Genomic DNA, 21,358 nt, shown 5'->3' with positions numbered 1-21,358 from the left:
TTATCTCCAACGTTTCCGTTCCAGGGTTTGAATCGTGATGACCAAAAACACGACGATGAATCCGACATAGTAAATAATGTCCGTCAGGTTGAGTAAGCCCTTCTGCATGTTGGCCGTATGTCCGGGCAAGGAGAAGAAGCTCAGCCAATCGGCGATGCCCGAAAGCACGCCGGACCCAAGCCAATCCATCATCCAGAGCAAGAGCAGGATCGCGAAGGCGACGATGCCCGCCACCATTTGGTGGGCACTTAAAGTAGAGGCGAACAGACCGACAGCCATCATCGCTGCGCCGAGCAGCAACAGGCTCAGATAAGAAAGCCATAGCGTCGGCTGATCCAGTTTGCCGAAAGAGCTCAAGATCAGCGGGTAAACCAGCGCCCCGACAGTGAGAGCAAACTGGACGAAAAATGCTGCGATATATTTGCCCAGCACGATCTCCGTTACGCTGGCGGGAGACGTGAGCAGCAGTTCGTCCGTACCGAGCCGAAGCTCATCGGAAATGAGCCGCATGGTCAACAGCGGGATGACGAACAGGTAGACCACCATGAAATTGCCGAACATCGGGCGGATGTCTATGCTTTGGGTGGACAGGAAATCGCTGCTGAAAAAGAAGCCGCTGACGAGGAAATAGAAAGCAAAGGCCACATACGACGTCGGCGAGTAAAAATACATTTGCAGCTCTTTGCGGGCGAGTGCCCAGGTTCTACGCATCCGAACCAGCCTCCTTTGCCGCATCTGCGCCAGTATCTCCATCATGGTCGTGGGCCTGCACCGCTGCCTCGTCCGTGGTCAACTTGAGGAAGATATCTTCCAGGCTCATGCTGATCCGACGCATCTCCAGAATCGGGTAATTCAATCTCGCCATGCGGAAGAAGATTTCCTCACGCAAATCGTCCCGTTCCTTGGCGGTGACATGCAGACGAACGGTGGCGGCTGCGGCAGATGGGGCCGGCACGTCAGGTGCTGCGGACGCAACGACGGTATCGGCCGAATCGTTAGGTGCTCCTTCGGCTGCATCGGCGCCTTCCGGCTCGTCGGACTCGACGGACTCTTCGCCTGCTCCTGGGGCGACGCCGGAATCTTCGGTGGTATCTTCGTCAGCCTGCAGAACAACCAGGCCGTCCGGTTCCACGCTAGCCTCCAATTGTCCCGGATCATGAAGTTCTTCCGGCAGATCCGATGCGCCGAGGCCGTTCAAAACGACTGTTCCTGTGCCGGCATCCTCGCCGATTACCGTAACCGAAGCAACGGCAGGCAAGCTGCGCAGTTCACGCACAATAATCTCCCGCGGCCCTTTCACTTCCAGATCCACTTCGAAGGTTTCGCCCATATTCCGGGCCAACTCGTCGGGACGTCCATCCGTGACGATCCTCCCTTGATTGATAATCAGTACGCGGTTGCAGAGGGTCGTTACCTCCGGAAGGATATGGGTGCTGAGCAGAACCGTATGGTTTTCGCCAAGCTCGCGAATGAGCTGACGGATCTCGATGATTTGCAACGGGTCTAAACCGGATGTCGGCTCATCCAAAACGAGCAGATCCGGCTTGTGCAAAATCGCCTGAGCTAAGCCAAGACGCTGCCGGTAGCCTTTGGAAAGACCGCGGATCACCTGATTTTCCCGGCCGACAAGTCCTAGCTTGTCCACCGCTTCGGCGATCTGCCGCTTTTGCTCGCGAACGGGGATGGACCTGAGGTCGGCAATAAAGCGCAAATATTCCTTTACCCTCATTTCCGCATACAAAGGCGGTGTCTCCGGCAAGTAGCCGATTTTCATCCTCGCTTTTTTCGGATGATCGCTCATGGAATGTCCGTCCACCAGAATGTTGCCTCGGGTCGGATTCAAGTACCCGGTGATCATCCGCATGGTCGTCGTTTTTCCGGCTCCGTTAGGCCCAAGAAAGCCGACGATCTCCCCGCGGTTCATGGAAAAATCAATCTCTTCCACTCCTCGCCGGTTTGCATACAACTTGCTTACTTTTTTTACTTCAAGCAAGACGCTGCCCCTCCTTTACCTCTTACAAAAGTCATTCGGCTTTTACTTTAGCGGATGAAATCTAAACCCACCTTAAAGGAAGCTGAAAAGAAGATTAAAAAATGATACCGGATGAGCCAACCCGGTGCCTATTGAAACTTTCGTCTACTTAGAATATAATCTAATTAGACATTTGTTTAAGTTGATTCAGGAGGTACCGATTATGCAACTAGAAAAGATCGTGACTTACCATAAAGCCCTGGCCGATCCCACACGCATCCGTATTTTGCACTTGCTGGCGAGCGGCGAACGCAGCGGACAGGCACTGGCCGAAAAATTAGGAATCTCCCAGCCTACTATCACCCACCACACCGCCAAATTGCGGGAAGCCGGGCTGATCCATGAACGGCGGGAGAAGAATACTCACTATTTTTCCCTATCGACCGGTATGTTAAAAGACAAGGCGGCAGCCAGCCTGGAATTTATTTTCCGCGGGTTGCCAGAGGGGCACGTACCCGCACATTCTACGAAAGGAGGCGATGAAACGATGGAACACCCATACGCAAATGAACACGCGCCGACAGTGGAGGATGAAACCCGAAAGCAAGCGGAGGACCAGCTCCGCGCTACGGTTTTGAAAAACTTCTTCACAGCGGACGGACGCCTGAAGCATCTTCCCGCCCAACATAAAAAGAAACTGATCGTGCTGGAGTCTCTTGCCGAAAAACTGGAAATGGGAAGGACGTACACAGAGAAGGAAATCAATGCTTTCATCAAAAATTATCACGAGGATTACGCCACGTTGCGGCGGGAGATGATCATGCAGCAGTTCATGTACCGGGAAAAAGAAATCTACGAGCTCAACCCCCGGGAGTTATGGACGAAGTGGCAAGATTTGAAGTAACGATTCACGGGCCGACCCTGTTGGAAGAGGGTACGGCCCGTGTTCGTTTATAATGGTTTTGTTCAACCGAATGCGTGGAAGAAACCGACTTTTGGGGAGACCTCTTTAAACCCGAACAGGCTCTCCAGCGGCACTATCCCAGCGCCACGGGACCTCGCGGCCATGGAGATGCAGCCCGCCATACCATTGGTCGATGCCCTGCAAGGCGACCCGATCCGCAGACCCGTCCAGGATCTGTTCCCCGATAGCGGTCAGCTGGACTCTTCGCTGCAGGAACCCCGAAACCTGCCTAAAGTCGGCCCCGGGCTCAACTCCGTTGATGATCAACAGCGGTTGGGGGCTTTGCGCCAAAGCCCAAAGGTACATCCAAAATTCCAGGTCCCCCATGCCCAGAACCGGCAGTGTATCGGTGACTTGACGGAACAATTCCAGCGGAGTCTCCGTTCCGGAACGGACGGCTTCCAGGGTCGCTTGCTCCACGACGCCGAGGCCGTTACGAATGGAAGGCAGCCGCGAAAGGTGCGCCTTAAAGGCCTCATAAGCGAATGGGTTTGCGGATGAGGCGATTGCCTCCTTTTTCAACTCCAAAAGGTTCCATAGGCGCAATGGGTCGGAAGATGCGTATGCCCGCCAAAGCTCGTTTCCGAGCTCCATCTCCCGTCGCCCAATGGTCCGCCACGTCCCGGTCAATGTCGAGAGCTGTTGGGCGGAAAGCTGCCCAAGTCCATGGAACAGCTCGATACCGGGAAACTCCCCGATGCAAAGCAGGCTGAGTTTTGTGCTTTCCAGCTTGCGTTTGCTCAACTCGTGCAATAAATAAGCAAGCATGCTTTGATCAAACAGATCATGCTCAAACCACAGCACGACTTCCTCGTAACGCTGAATGTCCGCTAATGTTTCCTCTTGCCGGATGCAACCAGAGATATACGTGTCCGCCGGAATGCCGAGGGTTCTTTCCAAATCCTGCGCCCGTACTTGGCGTTCTTTTTCACCCGATAGCGTCTCAAATACCGGACCCACCGAATAGATCTCTCTCCAAACCAACACATCGCCCTTCACGATGCCCTGTTTTAGCAGGTTCCCCACTTGATCTCCATTGACAATATGCAGCATACGCACACCCTCCTCAACTAAGTGATTGAACATCGAAGCGAGGTCGGAAATGGGAAGCGCGGTTCTAAGCTTCCGGCGGGCGTCGAACAGGCGTTTTTTCAATGTAGGAACCGGAATGCCCAGATCGTTGGAGATCTCCGCAAGAGAGTAGCCATACCGATAAAACAGCTGCATGGGAACCCGCAACGTCTCGGACAAGGCCGCCACGGAATCCCACAATGCCCGCTCCCCTTCTTTCCGCATGATCACGTCCACAACGTCAGTCATGTCCGCGAATCCTCGCGCGGTTTCCATAAGCGGCAGCGGGGAACGCCCTTCCTCCTTGGAACGCAGCATCCGCGAAATCTGCCGGGCGACAATGGTTTTTAACCATCCTGGAAAGGCCAATGGCTCGTTTAGCTTGCCCAAGTGCAGGTATGCCTCCGTAAAAGCCTCCTGGACCGCATCTTCCGCCAGATGCACATCCCCTGCTTTTTCGTATGCCAACCTAAAGGCCATGCCGCGAAAATGTCGGACCAATTCCCCAAAGGCTTCCGCATCGCCGCTTTGTGCCGGTTTGACCGCCTCGACCCATTGCCTCATGCAGCCCGACCTCTCTTCCTTTTTGTTCTATATAATAGGTGCCGATTTTCCGGAATAAGGTTACACCGATTCATTATATCGCATCGCGAATGCCTAATTGGCAGTGAGTGGATAATGAGCGGTCAAAGGTATAGAATAAAGGCGGACAAGACGGCGCAAAGATAGAGGCCGAAGAGGAGGAAGAGAGAAATGACGATGTTTCGGGCATTGACGGTTGATCGTGATGGCGATGTTTTTACCCGGGAAATTAGGGAATGGACGTTCAATGATCTGCCGGAGGGTGAGCTGCTGATCAAAGTCAGCCATTCCGGTTTGAATTATAAAGACGGATTAGCCGGGAGACCGGACGGGAAGATCGTGAACAAGTACCCGTTCATTCCCGGCATCGATTTGGCGGGCACGGTGGTTTCGTCTCAGGCGGACGGGTTCCGCGAAGGGGACGCCGTGCTGGTCACCGGCTACGGCCTCGGCGTATCCCACTTTGGCGGCTTAAGCCAGTACGCCCGCGTGCCCGCCGCTTGGGCGGTGCCGCTGCCCGCCGGCCTCACCCCGGTGGAGGCCATGGCCTACGGCACTGCCGGCCTGACGGCGGCGCTGTGCGTGGCACGGCTCGAAGCCGCCGGGCTAACGCCGGAGCGCGGGCCGGTGCTGGTCACCGGTGCCGGCGGCGGCGTAGGCAGCCTCGCCGTCGCGCTCTTGGCGCGGCGAGGCTACACCGTGGCCGCCGGCACCGGCAAGGCGGCGGCCCGTGATTGGCTGCGCCAGTTGGGCGCAGCCGAGATTTTGGGGCGCGGCGACTACGCGCCCCAAGGGACACCGCCGGCCCTGGCGCGGCAGCGCTGGGCCGGGGTGGTGGACCCGGTGGGCGGAGCGACGCTCGCCCACGCGCTGGCGGCGACGCAGTACGGCGGAGCCGTCGCCGCATGCGGCATGGCCGGCGGGATGGAGCTGCCGGCCACGGTGTATCCGTTCATTTTGCGGGGCGTGAGTCTCCTTGGCGTCGACTCTGTCTTCTGCCCTCATCCTGAACGGATCAGCATTTGGAACAAGCTGGCCGGGGACTGGAAGCCAGACAATCTGCAGCTCATCTATCAGGAGATCTCCCTGGAAGAGGTGCCGCAGGCAATGGACAGCATCTTGGCCGGCAATGTGCAAGGCCGACTCGTTGTCAAAATATAACCACAGCTCTACCAATAAACAAGCCAGGGCTCTCGAGAGCGCCTGGCTTGTTTTTTTGTCCACCCACTTGTATTATCCAATATTTTCAATTAACCTATACATAGATATACGATGCATCATAGAAAGGGGGGCCCGTTGTGAAAATCAGTAAAGAACTGCTGAAAGGCAGTACCGTTCCCTTGATCCTCACTCTCCTGGCCCGTAAAGATATGTACGGATATGAAATGGCCAAGGAAATCGAGACGCGATCGGAGGGTATTCTCACCTTTAAGGAAGGAACGCTGTATCCCATTCTGCACATGCTGGAAGCAGAGCATTGGGTAGAAGCCTATTGGAGCGAGGCGGAAGGTCGGAAGCGGAAAAATTACCGCATCACCGAAGACGGTCGGCGCCAGTTGGAGGAGAAAGCCCGGGAATGGCGTCTTTTCCGGTCGGCAGTAGACAAGGTAATAGGAGGGGAGCAAGCTTGGATTCGTTCATGACGTTAACCAATCTAAAGGATTACGAATGCGTGCAGCGGTTTCTTCGGGAGGTTTGCCGTCCCATCCGGGCACGGGAGATGCATCAGCAGGTGGAATGGGAGTTGTTAAGCCATTTAGATGAAACGGTTGCTCAATTGCAAGCTGACGCAGGGCATGAACTCCCGGAAGAGGAAGTAGTACTCCGGGCGGTAGAACGGATGGGAGATCCCGCCGAGCTGGGCAAACAGTTTCACCGAGCTCATAAACCCCGAACTGATTGGCTGTTGCTAGCACTTCTCGCCCTGCTTACGGTTATCGGCTCCGTCGCCATGTATGCGGTAGACATAGCCGAGCCCCGTTTCTATGGATATTTGCTACGGAATGACGGTTGGTTTACCCTGGTTGGAGGCGCCTTGCTAATCCTCCTTTACTTCACCGATTACCGGAAGCTGCACATCCTGTCCTGGCCATTGTTTGGAGGCGCCGCCGCCTTTTTACTCTATGCCATCGCACTCCCAGAGAAGCAGGTATACCTGCATTGGGAGCAACTCCGACTATTTACGCCCGAGCAGTTGATCCATGTCTCCCCATACCTGCTACTGGCGGGAATGATTGGAATTCTGCATACCTCTAAGTGGAACCGGGCTCCTATCTGGAAAATGTGGCTGCTGTTTACCGCGTTGCCGTGCCTTCTCCTGCTGCTGAATCTAAGCCTCATCCCGTTGCTCTTGTATGCCGTTGCTTCCAGCGCAATATTGATTAGGGGTTCCCGGCGAAATCTTTTTCCCGTTGCCGGTCTTTCGATTCTATCAGCCGTCCCCTTCCTGCTGTTTGTGAATACTGCGTATTTTCAAGTCCGCTTCGATACCTACTTTTTCCGACTTAACAGTTTCCTCCACCCTAATCGTAACCCAGATGGCAACTTCTACAACCAGCTCATCCAAACCGCCATCCACGATTCCGGCTGGCTGGGCAAGGGATTCGCCTCATCAAATCCCAATATGTTTGCTTCAGCCAATGAATTGATTCTCACTTACCTCATCCACAGCATGGGTTGGGCAGCAGGCTTGGCCATATGCGCAGCCATCCTTCTTTTCCTCTACCGGTTGGCCGCAATCTCTCTCGCCATTCGCGATCCTTACGGAAAAACTCTCGCCCGCGGCATCCTGCTGCTCTTCATCGTTCCGACAGCATGGAACATCGGCATGACCCTCGGCTTGCTGCCCATCGGCGGTCTCTTTCTCCCGTTCATCGGCTATGGAGGCTTGCATACCGTCGCCGAAATGTCTATGGCCGGGTTGATCCTGGGCATTTACCGCAGACAGCCGATGATTCCTGCCCCCCAACAAATGTAAACAATGCAAAAAAGCTCCCGATCCGGTCTGCCGTTAAGCAGTCGTTTCGGGAGCTTCCCGCTTTCTTAGCCCTTCCCCCACCTTACACTTTACACACTTACGCTTTGATACGTCTTGATCCCGAGAGACGACAGATCGCCGTTCGGACAATGGACCACCCGTTCTGCTCCGAGGCTCTTGTACAACGTCCGCGGTTTGCAGCTGCCCGTGACTACATAAACCGGAGCGTCCGTCCACTGCTTGATGATCTGCAAATAACGGCAGGTCAAATTCAAGCTGTCCTCAAACAAAAACACCCGACAAATCGAAAAATCCGGCGCCGACCAACTGGCCGGGTTTTGCGTGTCGACTTCGACGATGCGCTCGATCCCTAGCTTCAGCAGCTTTTCCTTCTGCTCCTTTTGATTGACCAGTACCGCAAAAGGCACCTTGCGATACGCCAAAAGCCGGAACAGCGACTCACCTGCAGGCAGGGACGCGGCGACCAGTACACATTCTTTTTCCAAGGACGAATCCCTCCTAAGGACTTTAATGAAACACCGCCTACACCGGTGAGCCGATGCAGCCGCACACAAAAAAGAAGCCTACGGGAAGAGGGCTTTTCCCGTGGCTTCTTTGAAACGGTCTATGTAGACACGTTAATAGACGGCCGGACGGGCGCCACTCCCAAACGCTTACGAGGTTAGCTGTCGGATTCGGACGCGGAAGTCGCCCTACCAACCAGACGAAAAAAACGTCTAGCTGGATTCACCCCTGAGATCCTTGGACTTTCATCCCCAAGCATCCCTTCGGTTCCCCCGTTTTCCGGCTTATCACCGGAAATTCAGCGGTTTTGACGCTGTATGTCAGATATTTCAGTTCATGAGACGTATCATACTCCCGCCGAATGCGGCTGTAAAGAAGCGTTGCAGCCTGCAAAGGGCCCTTTTTGGTGTATTTCTCGATAAAAAGCGCTTACTTGCCGGATTATCGTTATACCTCTCTCTTAAGCTGGCTGGAGGTCGTTTTCTCTCATTTTATGCTCCGTCACTGTCTCGATGGCGATATGCATGATGACGGTTCCGTGCTTTTCAAGGATTAAGGGAACTGCCAGCGTTGGCTGGGAATCAGTAATGTTCATGTGGCTGCCCATCAAAACCGCAGGCGGCGTGATATCTACATCTAGCTTTCTTATACTCAGCAGGATGCACGCATTCCCCATGATCATGTTCGCCATCTCCAAAACGGCGCTTTTTCCGATGTCATCTACTTCTTGAATGATCAACCCACGCATCATGGTTCCGGCGATCCCTTTCGCCGTTTCTTGTGGCAGTTCAATATAAACCTGACCCCGGAGGTCTCCCACAATACCTACAACAATAATCATCGAGTCCGCCGGAAAAGATGATCTTCCCCCAAAAGCCTCCCCCACAGCGGCTTCCTCTTGACATAACGAATGTAACACCGATTTTGCGGCATGAATCAGTTGGTTGATAATCCCTGCATTCATGGCCTTCCCCTCTTCCATTTTCAGTCGCTGTCTGCAAAAATTGCGGCAACCGTCTCTCTCAACTGGTGCAACTCTTCTTTTGAAACAAACGCCGTGCAGCCATCAGCCATCGCTTGCTCGATTTCATGCCGGGATATGTTTTCCGATACGATGACGAACGGAATGTCGCGGCACATCCGGTTGCGGATGGCAAGGGCCTGCAAGGAGCCAAACTGGGGGATGTTATCGCTGATGACGAGGTCCCACCTCATCTCCTGTAGGGCAGCTGACAGCCCTTTCTTGTCGGTTACCCGTTTATACCGGACGATGAAGCCTGCCTTGCGCAGCTCTCTCACATCCAAATCGGCCGCGTAAAACGAATCCTCGATAATCAGGGCGGACAAGAGCTGACTCATTCCATCTCCAGCATTTGCGACCAGCAATTCCTCAGCCGCTTTTTCCGGAATCGGTTTGCTGAAATAGTAGCCTTGAACTCTGTGGCATCCTTGCTGAACCAGATACTCCATCTGTTTTTGGGTTTCAACGCCTTCGGCCACTACGCACAAGCCCATGCTTCTGCCAATGGAAACGATATGCCCCGCCAAGGTCCGTTCCTTCATCCCTCGGTCGATGTTATCGATAAAGGTCTTATCGACTTTCAAAGTGGAGATGGGAAGCTCCAGCAGATAATGTAGGGATGAATAGCCTTTGCCGAAATCATCAAGGGCAATCCGCACTCCAAATTCTTTCAGCTTCATCAGCTTGCCGCCGATTAGCTCATAGGATTCCATTAAAATGGATTCGGTCAGTTCCAGCTCCAGGCACTCCGGGCTCAGTTCCAGGCTATTCAGAATCTCCATCACCATCTCGGCAAAATGATCCTGCATGAGCTGCAGGATTGAAACGTTGACGGAAACGGTCTGATCGCTGAATCCGTTCATCTGCAGTTTTTTGATGAACATGCACGCACGGCGCATCGTCCACTCGCCGATCTCTTGGATGAGATTGGCGTCCTCCGCTACTTTGATGAATTTGGATGGGGAGACGCTTCCGAGCTCTTTGCTGTTCCAGCGCAACAGTGCCTCGAACCCGACAACCTCCCCCGTCGTCAAATCCAACTGAGGCTGGTAATGAAGCTCAAGCTCTCGGTTCGTCAAGGCACTCCGCAAATGCTTCTCCAGTTCCACACGCTCCAAAATCGATTCGTCCATCACCGGACTGTACAGGACGAATCGGTTCCCTTCTTCTTTGGCTTTGTACAAAGCAATATCGGCCCGCATAATCACCTCATCTGGCTGAAGTCCGTGTTCCGGATAAAGGGATGCTCCGATGTGAAACCCGACATGCACAATGCCGCCATCCGTTTTCACCGGCTGTTTGAACCGTTCAAAGATTCCTTCGACTAAACCCGCGATATCCCAAGCCCACTGCCCGTCCCGCACGTGGACGACAAATCCGTCCCCTCCGAGGCGGTAGACGGAACCACATCCGGCCAATGCCTCAGCGATTTCAATAGCCACCTGTCGGATCAGTTGATCAGCGATGGCATGACCCAAGAAAGCATTGATATACGTAAAACGATCCATATCCAAAAACAATAGCGCGCCGTTACCATTCTTCCCGTCCGCCATCCATTCCGATAAGTCCCTTATCAGCGCCATGCGGTTAGGTAAGCCGGTAAGCATATCCTGATTCGCCATGCTGCGGAAGCGCTCCTCGTTTTCGATTAGTTTCTCTGCTGATCCAACAAGACATCATACTGCAATTGCAGTGTGACGTCGGACGCCACCCATTTTTGATGCGTTCGTTCCATTTTCTCGTGATCCTCGTTGGCGCCGATTCTTTGCATAGCCGAATAAATCACCTTAAAAAGAATCGCACCGGTAAGCAGAACGTAGAGCCCGCCTTTCATCATGCTGACGAGGGTAAGGATCTCCTTGTTGAATACACTCCATTGTAGGATTTGGTCCGATAGCAAGATCCACCCTGCACCTAAAAGGACATAGATGCTTGCGATGCGCAGGGAAACCTTTCGCGGATCCATGACTTTGCCTGCACGAAACAGGTTATGCATAAGCCATTTCCGCATCGATGCCAGTCTAACCTGCGAATTCATCCCGATCCCCTCCTCTATCTCAGCATATCAACAAGCAACTGCGGAATCCGGGAAAGCGCCTCCTGCTTCTCGACGGCCCCTATCTCGAATGCCGCCTTTGGCATGCCGAAAACGACAGAAGAGCCGGCATCTTGGCCAATCATCATTTCCATAATCTCTCAGTGTCTGCCGTACCCTGATCTTAGCTTGAGCGCTATGAAAAGAACATGTAGAAAAATGGGGAAATGCCCCGAAAAATGTCCGCTCCTTTTTATGGACAAAAAAAGAAAGAGCAAGCATTATGCCGCTCTTTCCTTATATTCGCCGTGCTCCCCACCAGCTTTAGATTGCCTGATTTTGTCGAAATTCCGTTAAGGACAACCCGGTGTGCTTTTTGAATACCTTGCTGAAATACTCATTGTCTTGAAAACCCAACTTATAGGCGATTTCGTAACTTTTCAAATTCGTCTCGCAGATTATTCTCTTCGCTCTGGCAACCTTTGCCGTCGTGATGTACTGCAATAGCGATATGCCCATTTTGTCCTTGAAGAGATCGCTCAAATACGACTTGCTGATGAACAGCTTTTCGGTCAGCCCTTTTACGGACACATCCTCTTCAATGTGCTCAAGAATGTATAGGCACGCCCGGTTCACCAACTCATTGCCGTGATGGCCCATGAACCGGTCCATATAAGCGGTCAGGGAGCGTTCCCCCGCACCGAGCACCGCCTTGATCTCCGCCCAATCCCCGCATCCGATCACATCCCGCTTCCATTCGCTCGCATCGGCGAAGGCGGAGAGCCACGCGTGCTTCTCCAGCGTTTTGGCGATAATGCCGTTCCACGCCGTTTTGAGTACCAAGGACGCCCTGGCGATATCGCCATTCAATGCCATCGCCACCTTCTCCACGAGACTTGCCGTTAAATCGGGGCTGCCTGCATCCCCCCGACCGATCTTCTCGACGATGAGGTCGATGTTGCCCGCCGTCAGCATGATTTCATTAACGACTCCTTGAAGATCGCTCAACCTCATCTCCGCTTGCAGCTTAGTCTCCAGATTCTTGCGGATTCGCTCCAGCAATTCGGCAAGTTTCTCCCCGTTCACCGGCTTGCCGATATAATCGAAGGCGCCGTACAGCATGCCTTGCCGCGCATAGGCATACTCTGTAAAATCACTGAGCAAAACCGTTGCCTGCGCTAGGTTCTCCTCGGAAATGCAGCGCAGCAGCTCGATGCCGCCCATCTTCGGCATGCGGATGTCGGTGATGACTACATCCATCGGCTGCTGCCGCAATTTATCCAGCGCTTCTTGTCCGTCACCCGCCTCTGCGGAAATGACGAATCCCGAAGCCTCCCCCCATAGCCTCAGTCGTTTCACATCCACCCGCATAATGTCACAATCATCGACTAACATCACCGTAAACATCGTTGCGCTCCCCACCTTCATTAAAACGGCAATGTAAAATAAACCGTCGCACCCTCATCCGGCTTCCCTATTATGTGGGTTCTTCCACCATGCCTGCGGATGATTTTGCTGACAGTGGGTAAACCGATGCCCGTCCCCTCAAACTCATCCACCGTATGCAAGCGCTGAAACAAAACGAACAGCTCATTGGAATCCGCAATGTCGAAACCGATCCCGTTGTCGCGCACGTAGATCTCCACATCTTCAAATCTACTAACGTGGCCGACGGTAATAACCGCATGCTCCCGATTCTTCGTAAACTTGACGGCATTGGAAATGAGGTTGTCCACCACCTGCCGCATCAGGCTCCCGTCCGCTTTCACTTGAGGCAGTTCGGTTTCCAGTACGAGCTGGATTTGTCTTTCCGGAAAAGCGACCACCTGCTCACGGAAGACGGCCGTCACCAGCTCCTGCATATCGATCTCCTCGCGGTTCACCTCATTCATGATCGATGTCGAATACTTCAGTAGCTTGTTGATAAGCACAATCGTCTCTCTGCTAATGTTCTTGATACGTCCCGTCATTTCTTTCAAATCGCCTTCCAATTGCTCCGGGTAATCCTCTAGCATGATTCGGCTGTACGCATCAATCGCCCGTAGCGGGGATTTGAGGTCATGGGACACGGTATAGGTGAATGCTTCCAGTTCGCGGATGACGGCTTCCAGTTCATTCGTCCTTTCAATAACCCGCTGCTCCAGCTCGCTGTTAAGCCGCATGATTTCCTGTTCGGCACGCTTCTGCTCGGTGATGTCCTTGCAGAATACAGCCACACCGGCTGCGCACCCATCGATGAAGATAGGGTTGAACGAAGCCTCGACGATGGTTCCGTCGAGATCTTCCTCGATGACAAATTGCCCCTCTTTTATCGACCTGTCGTAGCAGTTCGCAAAAACCTGCGCTTTATCCACCATAAAAAAGTCGTTCGGAACCAAGCCAGGCTTCACGTCGATCCCGAGCAATCTTTTCGCGCCCTCTTGAAAAGCCTGATTATACATAATGAGCTGATGATTTTCATCGGCGAGCCAAATCATTTCCTTTGTACTCTCGAAAATAGCATTCAGATTGGCCGCCAGCGTCTTGATTTCACCCTCGGCCTTGATCTGATCGGTAATATTCTCGTATATGACGCCGATGTGGTGCTCATTCATTTTAAAAATGTTGGCCAAATACCGCTTGTGCTGAATGGAGGGATGATAAGACTCGCGGATATGGGAAACTCCGGTTCGGTATACCTGCTCGTAGTAGGTCAAGTATCGGTTGGGGACTCCGTACACCTCCGTCCAGGTTTTGCCCAGCACCTCGTGTATCTTTCTGGTAGCATGCCGTTCAAAGGCCCGATTGACATCGACAAAGCGGATATCCGCGAATTCCTGCCGTTCGTTAAACACCGGCTCCACGATGTAAAAACCGTTCAGCATCTCTTCGATAAGAAGCCTGTAGTTCTTCTTTTCCTTCCATTCCTTCGATTGGGAGTTATTCTCCGCCTTGTCGGCGATTGGCGACGAATTGTCTTCGGAACCGGAGCTTGGGTCGAACCATTTTCCAATATAGGGCATACGCAGCACCCTTTCACAAACCAGCACCATGAGAAAACCTTCAACGAATGGCAGGCCGATCCTAACCGAGATTTCGTGATCCTCTACCCCAATACGCATTAGCGGTGAGACGCAGAGATAGAGAAGGAGAAAAAACAGACTGTACACGGTCTGCAGGAAAAATGAATCTCGAAATAAGGAGCCCGGCCTTTTCCCGACAGCTCCGTAGCTGTGAATGGCGATCCACAACACGTAACTGCAGCCGATGACGAAGCAAGCCAGGACTCCATAACGCTGAACATACCCCGGGAAAAAAAGCACAAATACAGGTATGATACCGAACAAACCGTACCTTCCGCCCCATGCCTTCACGGCCATTAAGGGGAAAATCAGACTCCAGATGACCAAAATCGTCATGCCGTCATAAGATAAGCTTACCGGAATAAAGCATCCGGCAAATCCGAGCAGCCCCATGATGATGGAAACTACGGTCTTGTAGCCATTAAAATGATCCAGTTGTTTGAGTCGTAAAGCCACATGTGTCCCACCCATCTATCAAACATCCAGATCCTTCCGTTTGTATCCCTCTATCTAATAGGAATGTTATTTAAATAATAAGATAAAGTCTATTTCCTTACAACAACGGATAGGCCAAAAGACACTATTTGGCGAGTCGCAAATCTGTCAACAAAAAATAGCCGCTCCCCCGATAGGGGAACGGCTATTTTTCCGCTGCTTCTGATGGTTTCACCGACCGCCGACAATCGCTTAATTGACCGTAATTGTAAACGTCGACGTCGTGTTCTTGATGTTCAAGTAGTTATTGATCATTTTCAAATTGTTGAAAATAACCGTACCCACCGCAGGCCCTTGCCCCGCCTCCGGCATCTCGTTGGCCCAGATCCCTACGCCCGACTTGGCATCGTAGATGTCTCCGCTCTTTTGCGCGCCGGAAATGGTCACATTGGTGAAAATGGTGTCAGCTACCGGATACTGCGGCTGCCCGCCGACATAGTTGGTTTGGAACATGATGCCTACATAGGTCGGATCGATGATATCCACGTCACTGACCCGGATTCCCTGGAACACCTTGGATGCGGAGAACACCCAGATCGCCGGGAAAACCTGCGCACCCCAGAAATGGCCGCCCGCCCGAGCGATGGTGATGTTTTGCAAGTTGGTTGTCGGCGTCGCCCCGAACCCGTTCATCGGATAGCCGAAGTCCAGGGAGCTAATCGTAATACCGGAATAACAGAGGGTGTCGGCAATATAGATGTTGCGGAAGGTGTTGGCATACCCACCGTATACCGCTACGCCCGCCGCACGCCACGTCAGGAGCGAGGTTAAGTTTTCAAAGACGTTGTCCCGCTCGTCCGCTCCTCCTGCGTCAATGGCTGAGAACAGCGCGAAGCTGTCGTCCCCCGTCGCCCGGGCTTCGTTGTTGGAAACCAGATTGTTCGTACTGCCGTTGGTCATGTTGATGCCGTCGGCAAAAGTGTCCCGGATGCGGGAGTTTTTGATGGTCATGTAGTCGGTGTTAGCTCCCCAGTACATACACACCTGATGCTCGACCCAAATGTTGTCGATGGTCATGTTCGCTACGTTGGAAAAATCGAACACTTTGCCCGGTCCGTCAATCCGCGACGTGTAGTTCCCGAAGTATGAGAAGTTGGCAAAGGTCGATCCGTTCACCGAGCTTTCCACCCGGAACCCAACGTCCGTATTGTCCTGACCGGACGGGGCGACAAAACGGGTGTACCAAGGACCGGCACCGATCACCTTCACCGGCTTGCCATAGACTTGGAATTTTTGCGAAGTCGTATAGGTTCCCGCCGGGAGATAAACCCCTTCCAAAGTGCCGGTAGTGTCCATCCGGAACTTATCCAGCGCATTTTGCACGTCCTGATGGGTAAAGCCCGCCGGAGTGACGTACTTGGCCGGGTTCGGGTTGGCGATTGGCGCCACCTGCTCCAAGTTGATGAAATCAATGGCATAGTTGGTCGTATTGGCAGCGTCTTTTTGCAGACGGATGGTGCTTCCGGCGGGGATGGTTGTGTCGAACATCATGTTGGCTTCGTCGTAAATATGGCGGGGCGAGCCTGCCGACGGGCTATTGCCGGGGCTGGTTTCGTTTCCATACAGCCAGGCGTAGCGCGAAGTCAACGGAATCGCCTTGGAAAACGTTCCGTTAACGTAAACGTTCAACGTGGAATCAATACCGCCGCCTCCCGCTGCATCCGGTATGGAGAAACGAACGACGAGGGTATTGGTATTAGCCCGAGTCGTGAACTGAACGTAACTGCCGGTGCTGTTTAAAGTGACGGCTTTGCGCCCGGAGGCTTCGCCTGCCAGATCGCCGATGGTGCGGTTCGGCCCGACTATGGCTGCTCCCCCGCCGATTGAACCATCCTCGGCTTCATACATGTCATAGGGCATGTTTGCGCCTCGTCCGACAAAAAACGGCTGAGAGCTTGTATTGTTCGCCTGCTTTACGGGCAGCTCGTTGGCATCTACCGCCACTTGCGTCGTCACGTTGTATTTGCCGTTAACCGCCGTCCAGGTTCCCATGTTCAAAGGCGCGGCACTCGCTCCCGGAGCAAGAGACCCGGTGTACGTTGCATTCAACGTCTTGACTACCGCCCCGCTGCTTGCATCGGTCAAGGTAAGGGTAACTGCATGAGTACCGGCGGCGGATGCAGAGATTCCTTGGTTTTTCAGAGTGACCGAGAAGCTGACGGTATTGCCCGCCGAAGGATTACCGGGACTCCAGGACACGCTTGACGCCACCAGATCGGAGCTGGGCACCTGTGCAATGACAAGTGGCGTTGCACTGGTCAAGCTGTTGTTGTCATTATTCAGCTCGACTATTGTGTTCGCTTCATCGACCTTAGCCGTAACCGGATAAGAGCCGGCGTCTTTTGTGCCGATGGCGAGAGACACATCCGTGCTTGCTCCTGCCGCCAGAGCGCCGACGCTAGCCGAGCCTGCGAGGGTCGTCCCAAGGTAAAAGTTCACCGCCGTAGCCGCCGATGCCGCTGTCCCGCTGTTGACCACCGTTGCTTTCAGCGTCACGCTGTCGGTTTCCACCGGAGAAGCCGGAGTCCAGCTAACGCCGGAAATGGTCAAATCAGGATTAGGCGCCGGCGTTCCGTAGATCTGGAATTCCGCCACTTGGCCTGCGCTGGAGCCTGTGTTGGAGGCGATTTTCAACTGTACGTCGCTGGCTGTACCGGAAACTGGGATCGTCACCGTATTGCCGGTGGCCGGGTCAAAAACATAATTTGTTGCAGACACCAGGTTGACGAAACTGCCTCCGTTCTGGTCGCGGCCCAGCACTTGAATGTTCTGGGTGCGCTTCGCCCAAATCGCATCCGGATTGAGCTTCAGCACGATGGAGCTGAGGTTGACATTTGCCCCAAGGCTAACCGTCAACGTGTTCGGATACGAACCGCCGGCTCCTTCCCAGTAAGTGGTCAAGCTACCGTCATTGGCATTAGTCGCCACATAAGTATAGACGGTGGAATTTGCCGCAATCAGCTTGTTCAGTGCAAGGTTGCTGCCGGTCGGCGTTGTCGTCGGAGTCGCTGTTGGCGTAGCAGTAGGTGTTACGGTAGGAGTAACCGTTGGCGTGACGGTTGGGGTCACCGTCGGTGTAACGGTCGGTGTTACGGTTGGCGTGACGGTTGGCGTTGCCGTTGGTGTGACCGTTGGCGATGCGGTACTATACACTTCAAGCTCCGAAATTTGCCCGGCAGGCCATGTCGTGTTGGAGGCAATGGTCAACTTCACATAGCGGACATTGGTAGCTGTAAATGAAATAGTGACGGAATTGCCCCCATTCGATGGATCAAACGTATAGTTGGCGGCTGCCGCTAAAGCCGTGTAGGTAGAATCGTCAGTGCTTCCGGATACCGCGATATTTTGGGTCCGCGCCTCCCAGCTTGCCGGGAGCTTCAGCACCACCTGGTTCACACTCTGAAGGCTGCCGAGATCAATCCGCACCCAAACGGGAAAAGCATTATTCGTACTCTCCCAGTAGGTAGCCGCATTTCCATCATTGATATTCGACGGTTGGTACACATCATTGTAGCCGCTTGCCGTTACAGCTTTACCTAACGCAAGATTGGTGGCCGCATGAGCAGCAGTTGGACGAAAGGAAAAACTCGATATGATCAAGGCCAAAATCAGAAAGGTAAGAGAACAGCGTTTCAGCTTGTCCACCTTCATCTCCATTTTCTTCATCTTCCTCCTTTGTCTTTTCCAATCGGTAATCCACCTTAGAAAGCGCTTGCAATCAAACGATTGACATAACGACATTTTTGAGGTTTCGCTTGCTTTTCCGATCACCCCCTTACTTCTCTTTCCAATTTGATAGTGAGTACAACAAAAACAAATTGCTTCCATATTGTGGAATACTATAGTTATAGATACCATGTCCATTTCTACGGACATTAGTGCCATTTTTACTTAGTAAAATCGATTACATTTCACAAAAACCACCCTAAATGCCATAAATATATAATGAAATTAATAATCTGCGCACAAAAAAAAGCCGAGCATCAGGACACCTCCCGAAAAAGCTCGACTTGCAAAATCTTTCGGTTATACCAATTATGCTTCTTTTACACTGAGTTTCTTATAAACTTTAAAATACACCCAAACCGCATTGGCCAACAAAAGCGCGCTGGTAATGAAAAAGACATACCGAACGCCGAACCAGCCTGCCACCTGTCCGCCTAGAACCGAGCCGCCGAAAACGCCCAAATACGCCGCTGACATCGTAAAGCCGTAAACCCGCCCGGTCAGCGACGAGGGCGTTATCTTTTTAACCAAAACATTGACCGATGGGTTCAAGCCCCCTGCCGTCAGCCCCAGCAAAAAGCGCAGCAGCATCAACTGCCAAGCGGCAGTTACGAAAGCTTGGGGAATAAAGATGATCCCTGCCGCCACAAGGGCAATCAGCATCACCTTATGGGCCCCGATCTCATCGGACATCTTCCCAAGCCGTGGAGCAGCCAGAATATTCGCCAGCCCCGATGCGGAGAACGTGATGCCGGCGATAAGGGCGACATGACCGGCAGAGCGGGTCAATTGGAAAACATACACGGTGATGATCGGCTCAACCGAGTACATGGCGACGTTCAGCACGAAGAACGTGACGAACAGCGTGATCGTCAAGCTTTTTTCCGGTATCTGATCCCATACTTCTTTCATCCTCAGCGTCTTTTTATTTTCGCGGACAAAAGTTTCTTTTACGAAAAACGCGGTGGTTAGGAAAGCGATCAGCATCAGCCCGCCTGTAATGAAGAAAACATTTTGCAGGCCGAAGTTTTCCCCGATAAAAGCGCCGATGGTCGGTCCCAGCAAAGAACCGGCAATGTTAGACGTAGACAGGATGCCGAGGGCCGCCCCTGCGTGCTCCTTATCCGTTTGGGTGGCGATCAAAGTCGTGCAGGCGGTACCATATCCGGTGATCACCCCTTGCAACAGCCGCAATGCAATGAGGACATAGACGTTTGGCGCGAAACCCATGAATCCGATAACGATGGCCATGCCGAGGCTCGCCCGGAGCAGCATTGGTTTACGCCCGAAGCGGTCGGCGGCTAGCCCCCATATCGGTGAAAAAATCGCCGAGACGATAAACGTAATCCCAAAAGCGATCCCGGAAAATTGGGCGATAACGGAGGAGTCCTCTACCCCCAAGTGTCTTATATATAAAGGCAACACCGGCGCGATCTGGCTCATCCCGACACCGGTAACGAACATTCCGAACCAACAGACAATCAAGTTTCTTTTCCAAATGGGCACGTACAAAGCCTTCTTTCTGTCATTTCCATCGAGTCTCGCGAGAAAGAGGAGCGCCTCCCGGGAAGTCGATCCCGAAGAGGCGCTTTATATTTTGTATCAACTCTGTGAATCGATCCAACCGTCGGCGGTGAGTACCTCGGCTTGGCGCGGGAATACTTTTTCCATGAGCACACGGTGAACTTCCGGATCGGCATCAAGGCAAGCATCGGACAGCACGGTTAGGGCAAAATCCTTATCCGCCGCCTCCCGCAAGGTGGAGAGAACAACTCCGCTGGTGGAAATCCCGCACAGAACCAACGAGTCGATTTGCTTGGCGCGCAAGATCACTTCCAGCGTACTGCCTGCGAATGCACTGACCCGCACTTTGGTCACGACCGGCTCGCCTGGTTGGGGCTTAAGGGATTCATGGATTTCCGTTGCATCGCTATCCGTCGTCATGCCGCCACGCTGAGCCGAACCAGCGAACATTTTGTTTCTCGGGCTAATCTCTGGGTAGCCTTCGCTAAATCCGACCCTTATGAAAATAACGGGGATGGAGCGCTGCCGGGCAGCTTCCACCGCTTTTTGAAAGGGTTGCAGGATTTCTTCGTTATTGGCGTACCGCGAGACGATGGAGTTTTGCATATCCATGACCAGCAATGCGGTCTTTTGAGCATCATTTTGCATCGGTTGTGCACTCCTTTTTCTCATGATAATATTAAACGGAGACCTCTCCTCTTATTTAAGCGGAGACATCTCCGTTTGTCAAGACGGCAGTTCATTGGAGAGGAAGTGACAAGGATGAGCAAAACAGACATCACCCCAGTCCGGACGGAACGCCGCGACGCTGCGGAGAACCGCCAGCGCATTCTGAAAGCGGCACATAAGCTATTTGAGGAGTTTGGCGTGGAAAACGTCAGCATGAACCAAATCGCAACGGAGGCCGAGATCGGCCCAGGCACCCTCTACCGGCGTTTTCGCAACAAAAGCGAGCTGTGCCAGGAATTGATCAAAGACCATCTGGATCTGCTATTCGACGGTATCGAGACCTATATGAACGAAAATCGGGACGAACCTCCGCGCGAGAGGCTGAAAGGACTGCTCCGCCTCTTCATCCGTTTCCGGGAAATGAAAGCACAGCTGCTCAGCGGAGTCGAAGAATCCGCGTCGCCCGCCCGTAAACGCCCGCTGTCGCAAAACCCGGTTTATAACGAGCTGCATAAACTGTTCGTCGAACTTCTGGATGAAATCGCCGCATCCGAGCCAAGCCGCTCGCCGGCGCCCAACAGCGTATTCAAAGCTGACGTACTGATGATGGCGCTGCTCAGGGATTCCTACCACTTTCAACGGGACGTGCGGGGCTATGCGCCGGAGATGATCTTGGAGCAGCTCATTTTGACGTTTTTGCCGGAGGAATGAGGGGGCGCTTTTCTTTAGACATAA

The 21,358-nt window shown here is 53.1% G+C and carries 18 protein-coding genes and 1 riboswitch; of the genes, 5 read left to right on the top strand and 13 right to left on the bottom strand.

All coding sequences use genetic code 11. The annotated features are described in order from the left end of the window. A complete protein-coding gene (locus tag TJ79_RS22090; RefSeq protein WP_040952518.1) occupies positions 1–711 on the bottom strand; it encodes an ABC transporter permease subunit in 711 nt (236 codons plus the stop codon). Then, positions 704–1,993, bottom strand: coding sequence for an ABC transporter ATP-binding protein (locus TJ79_RS22085; RefSeq protein ID WP_052339867.1), 1,290 nt, complete (start codon positions 1,991–1,993; stop codon positions 704–706). Before TJ79_RS22085 ends, TJ79_RS22090 begins: the two co-directional genes overlap by 8 nt. 202 nt (positions 1,994–2,195) lie before the next feature. On the opposite strand from TJ79_RS22085, the gene TJ79_RS22080 reads away from it, so the two are divergent. Further along, positions 2,196–2,876, top strand: a complete 681-nt coding sequence (locus tag TJ79_RS22080) for a metalloregulator ArsR/SmtB family transcription factor (RefSeq protein WP_040952517.1) — start codon at positions 2,196–2,198, stop codon at positions 2,874–2,876. A 105-nt stretch (positions 2,877–2,981) separates the two neighbouring features. Here TJ79_RS22080 and TJ79_RS22075 read toward each other — a convergent pair whose 3' ends face one another. Next, on the bottom strand, positions 2,982–4,571 hold the full coding sequence (locus tag TJ79_RS22075; protein WP_040952516.1) for a sigma-70 family RNA polymerase sigma factor: 1,590 nt from the start codon (positions 4,569–4,571) through the stop codon (positions 2,982–2,984). A gap of 189 nt (positions 4,572–4,760) precedes the next feature. Here TJ79_RS22075 and TJ79_RS22070 point away from each other — a divergent pair, with 189 nt between their 5' ends. The 3 genes from TJ79_RS22070 to TJ79_RS22060 all read left to right on the top strand — a co-directional run bounded on the left by TJ79_RS22070 (position 4,761) and on the right by TJ79_RS22060 (position 7,566). Further along, complete coding sequence (locus tag TJ79_RS22070) at positions 4,761–5,750, top strand: oxidoreductase (RefSeq protein WP_040952515.1); 990 nt, start codon at positions 4,761–4,763, stop codon at positions 5,748–5,750. A gap of 137 nt (positions 5,751–5,887) precedes the next feature. Then, positions 5,888–6,232: a PadR family transcriptional regulator gene (locus tag TJ79_RS22065; protein ID WP_040952514.1), complete on the top strand. Its 345-nt coding sequence runs from the start codon at positions 5,888–5,890 to the stop codon at positions 6,230–6,232. Continuing rightward, entirely contained in the window at positions 6,217–7,566 is a 1,350-nt protein-coding gene (locus TJ79_RS22060) for an FtsW/RodA/SpoVE family cell cycle protein (protein WP_040952513.1), read from the top strand. The genes TJ79_RS22065 and TJ79_RS22060 overlap by 16 nt, the downstream gene beginning before the upstream one ends. An 89-nt stretch (positions 7,567–7,655) precedes the next feature. On the opposite strand, the gene TJ79_RS22055 is transcribed toward TJ79_RS22060, so the two are convergent. From TJ79_RS22055 to TJ79_RS22020, 10 genes are all read right to left on the bottom strand, one after another. Next, positions 7,656–8,072, bottom strand: coding sequence for a hypothetical protein (locus tag TJ79_RS22055; RefSeq protein WP_040952512.1), 417 nt, complete (start codon positions 8,070–8,072; stop codon positions 7,656–7,658). Between the two features lie 150 nt (positions 8,073–8,222). Then, positions 8,223–8,405: riboswitch (cyclic di-AMP (ydaO/yuaA leader) on the bottom strand. Positions 8,406–8,551: 146 nt separating this feature from the next. Continuing rightward, a complete protein-coding gene (locus TJ79_RS22050; protein WP_040952511.1) occupies positions 8,552–9,055 on the bottom strand; it encodes a chemotaxis protein CheX in 504 nt (167 codons plus the stop codon). 20 nt (positions 9,056–9,075) lie between these two features. Further along, a complete protein-coding gene (locus TJ79_RS22045; RefSeq protein ID WP_052339866.1) occupies positions 9,076–10,734 on the bottom strand; it encodes an EAL domain-containing protein in 1,659 nt (552 codons plus the stop codon). A gap of 26 nt (positions 10,735–10,760) precedes the next feature. Next, a complete protein-coding gene (locus TJ79_RS26260) occupies positions 10,761–11,150 on the bottom strand; it encodes a hypothetical protein (RefSeq protein ID WP_052339865.1) in 390 nt (129 codons plus the stop codon). A 14-nt stretch (positions 11,151–11,164) separates the two neighbouring features. Next, positions 11,165–11,296, bottom strand: a complete 132-nt coding sequence (locus tag TJ79_RS26890) for a chemotaxis protein CheB (RefSeq protein WP_202903360.1) — start codon at positions 11,294–11,296, stop codon at positions 11,165–11,167. Positions 11,297–11,471: 175 nt separating this feature from the next. After that, complete coding sequence (locus tag TJ79_RS26255) at positions 11,472–12,554, bottom strand: response regulator (protein WP_052339864.1); 1,083 nt, start codon at positions 12,552–12,554, stop codon at positions 11,472–11,474. Positions 12,555–12,574: 20 nt separating this feature from the next. Further along, a complete protein-coding gene (locus TJ79_RS26250) occupies positions 12,575–14,680 on the bottom strand; it encodes a sensor histidine kinase (protein WP_081757081.1) in 2,106 nt (701 codons plus the stop codon). 216 nt (positions 14,681–14,896) lie between these two features. Continuing rightward, positions 14,897–18,370, bottom strand: a complete 3,474-nt coding sequence (locus TJ79_RS22030) for a galactose-binding domain-containing protein (protein WP_040952510.1) — start codon at positions 18,368–18,370, stop codon at positions 14,897–14,899. Between the two features lie 369 nt (positions 18,371–18,739). Then, positions 18,740–19,936, bottom strand: a complete 1,197-nt coding sequence (locus tag TJ79_RS22025) for a multidrug efflux MFS transporter (RefSeq protein ID WP_040952509.1) — start codon at positions 19,934–19,936, stop codon at positions 18,740–18,742. 96 nt (positions 19,937–20,032) lie between these two features. Further along, positions 20,033–20,602, bottom strand: coding sequence for a cysteine hydrolase family protein (locus TJ79_RS22020; RefSeq protein WP_040952508.1), 570 nt, complete (start codon positions 20,600–20,602; stop codon positions 20,033–20,035). 114 nt (positions 20,603–20,716) lie between these two features. Between TJ79_RS22020 and TJ79_RS22015 the strand changes: the two genes are divergently transcribed. After that, a complete protein-coding gene (locus tag TJ79_RS22015; RefSeq protein WP_040952507.1) occupies positions 20,717–21,334 on the top strand; it encodes a TetR/AcrR family transcriptional regulator in 618 nt (205 codons plus the stop codon). Positions 21,335–21,358 lie beyond the last annotated feature (24 nt).

The sequence above is a fragment of the Gorillibacterium massiliense genome, from assembly GCF_000455485.1.
Taxonomy (GTDB): domain Bacteria; phylum Bacillota; class Bacilli; order Paenibacillales; family NBRC-103111; genus Gorillibacterium; species Gorillibacterium massiliense.
This window is presented reverse-complemented; position numbering and strand designations above follow the sequence as displayed.